Below are 3189 nucleotides of genomic sequence, written 5' to 3'. Positions count from 1 at the left end.
AAAACATAGGACAATGAGAAATGAATAGTAGAAAGTAAAGAATTACAACTTTAAACAGAGACGAAAGAAAAGATAAGTAGTTAAACTGTAAAACAAAAAACGATGATTAAAAAGCTAATTAAGGGCACATGGAGGATGCCTAGGTAGTAAAAGCCGAAGAAGGACGTGATAAGCTGCGAAAAGCTTAGGGGAGTTGCATATAAGCGTAGATCCTAAGATATCCGAATGGGGAAACCTACTTGTTGGAAGAACAAGTGAGAAATAGGTAAGCTAGCGAACTGAAACATCTAAGTAGCTAGAGGAAAAGAAAGTAAAAACGATTCTCTTAGTAGCGGCGAGCGAAGGGGGAAGAGCCTAAAACATGGTGGTGTTAAACTTGGCGAGGTTGCCATCATGTGGTAGAGGGAGATATTTATTGAGATAGCCATAATCAAGATATATTAATTATGTAAACGGAACAAGGTTGGAAAGCCTGGCCAAAGAGAGTGATAGCCTCGTATAGTGTAAAGTAATAAATATATAATATTAATCCCGAGTAGCATCAAGCACGAGGAATTTGGTGTGAATCAGTGTGGACCATATCACATAAGGCTAAATACTTTTACTAACCGATAGAGGAGAGTACCGTGAGGGAAAGGTGAAAAGAACCCTGAGTAAGGGAGTGAAAAAGAATTTGAAACCATGTGCTTACAAACGGTAGGAGGCGCAAGCTGACTGCGTGGATTTTGGTTAATCATCCTGCGAGTTATGATATGTGGCGAGGTTAAGAGAGTGGAGCCGAAGGGAAACCGAGTCTTAAGAGGGCGCAAGTCGCATGTTATAGACGCGAAACCTAGTGATCTAGGCCTGTCCAGGTTGAAGCTGCAGTAAGATGCAGTGGAGGACCGAACTCACCGCCGTTGAAATGTTGGGAGATGAGATAGGTTTAGGGGTGAAAAGCCAATCGAACTAGGAGATAGCTCGTTCTCTCCGAAATGCATTTAGGTGCAGCCTTAAGTTTAAAGATATGTGGGGGTAGAGCACTGTATAACCTAGGGGGCGTATAGCTTACTGAAGTTAAGCAAACTGCGAATACCATATATTAATACTTAGGAGTGAGTCTATGGATGACAAGGTCCATGGACGAGAGGGAAACAACCCAGAACATCAGCTAAGGTCCCAAATTATGTCTAAGTGGGAAAGGAGGTGGATATTCACAAACAACCAGGAGGTTGGCTTAGAAGCAGCCATACCTTTAAAGAGTGCGTAATAGCTCACTGGTCGAGAGTATCTGCGCCGAAGATTTAACGGGGCTAAGACATAAACCGAAGCTATGTAACAACATATGTTGTTGGTAGGAGAGCGTTCTGTAGGCTGTTGAAGGAGAGCTGTAAGGCGATCTGGAGGTATCAGAAGTGAGAATGCAGGAATGAGTAGCGAGAAAGAGGGTGAGAATCCCTCTGGCCGGAAGTCCAAGGTTTCCAGGGCAATGTTTGTCAACCCTGGGTGAGTCGGGACCTAAGCGAAGACTAGAAAGTCGTGGCGAATGGAAAATAGGTTAATATTCCTATACCACTTTAAACTGTTAACTGATGGAGTGACGCAGGAAGGTATGTAAGATGTCTGACGGAATAGGCATTCTAAGGGAGAAGCATGATAATATAGGCAAATCCGTATTATTAAATGTTAGACCTGATGGGGAAGGACATTTATGTCTAAGTTACAAATCCTACACTGCCGAGAAAAACTTCTAAAGAGGAATAAAGTGCCCGTACTGTAAACCGACACAGGTGGACTGGGTGAGAAACCCGAGGCCGACAGGATAACTCTAGCTAAGGAACTCTGCAAAATAGCCCCGTAACTTCGGGAGAAGGGGTGCCTATGATAGGTGAATGAGAACATCAGGAGCCAAAGTAGGCCGCAGTGAAGAGTCCCAAGCAACTGTTTATCAAAAACACAGGTCTATGCTAAGCTGAAAGGCGACGTATATGGGCTGACACCTGCCCAGTGCTGGAAGGTTAAGAGGAGGATTGAGAGATTCGAATTGAAGCCCCAGTGAACGGCGGCCGTAACTATAACGGTCCTAAGGTAGCGAAATTCCTTGTCGGGTAAGTTCCGACCTGCACGAATGGTGAAATGATTTGGGAGCTGTCTTGGCTGGAGACCTGGTGAAGTTGTAATGTCGGTGAAGATACCGACTACCTGTAGTAGGACGGAAAGACCCCGTGGAGCTTTACTGTAGTTTGGCATTGGGTTTTGGTAATGTGTGTATAGAATAGTTGGGAGACTAAGAGATTAAGACGCTAGTTTTAAAGGAGTCACCTGTGGAATACCAACCATATATTATTGAAATTCTAATCAAGAAATTGAGACAGTGCTAGATGGGCAGTTTGACTGGGGCGGTCGCCTCCTAAAGAGTAACGGAGGCGTTCAAAGGTTCCCTCAGGTTGGATGGAAATCAACCAAAGAGTGTAAAGGTATAAGGGAGCTTGACTGCGAGATTGACGGATCGAGCAGGTGCGAAAGCAGGACTTAGTGATCCGGCGGTGCTGTATGGAAAGGCCGTCGCTCAACGGATAAAAGCTACCCCGGGGATAACAGGCTGATACTTCCCAAGAGTCCATATCGACGGAAGTGTTTGGCACCTCGATGTCGGCTCGTCTCATCCTGGGGCTGGAGAAGGTCCCAAGGGTTGGGCTGTTCGCCCATTAAAGAGGCACGCGAGCTGGGTTCAGAACGTCGTGAGACAGTTCGGTCCCTATCCACTACAGGCGTTAGAATATTGAAAAGATCTGTCCTTAGTACGAGAGGACCGGGATGGACAAACCTCTGATGTATCAGTTGTCACGCCAGTGGCATGGCTGAGTAGTCACGTTTGGAAGGGATAATCGCTGAAAGCATCTAAGTGAGAAACCCACTTTGAGATAAGTATTCTTTTAAGTATCCACTGAGACTAAGTGGTTGATAGGTTGGGGGTGTAAGTGTAGTGATACATTTAGCTGACCAATACTAATAATACGTAGGCTTTTATTAAATATATTCTTTACTTTACTATTCATTTTTGATTGTCTTATGGACAACATAACAAAACAAGTTTGGTGACAATAGCCACAGGGATACACCTAGTTACATTTCGAACCTAGAAGTTAAGTCTGTGTACGCTGAAAATACTTAGTAATAGGGAAGATAGGTAGTTGCCAAACTTTTTTT

Annotated in this window: 2 rRNA genes; both read left to right on the top strand. The window is 44.2% G+C overall.

Annotation, left to right across the window (positions count from 1 at the left end):
• Positions 1 to 107 precede the first annotated feature (107 nt).
• A 23S ribosomal RNA gene (locus tag GM111_RS07890) occupies positions 108 to 3012 on the top strand.
• A 61-nt stretch (positions 3013 to 3073) separates the two neighbouring features.
• Positions 3074 to 3182, top strand: a 5S ribosomal RNA gene (gene rrf / locus GM111_RS07885).
• The last annotated feature ends 7 nt before the right edge of the window (positions 3183 to 3189 follow it).

Origin of the sequence: Streptobacillus canis, from assembly GCF_009733925.1 — a bacterium.
Lineage (GTDB): Bacteria > Fusobacteriota > Fusobacteriia > Fusobacteriales > Leptotrichiaceae > Streptobacillus > Streptobacillus canis.
This window is presented reverse-complemented; position numbering and strand designations above follow the sequence as displayed.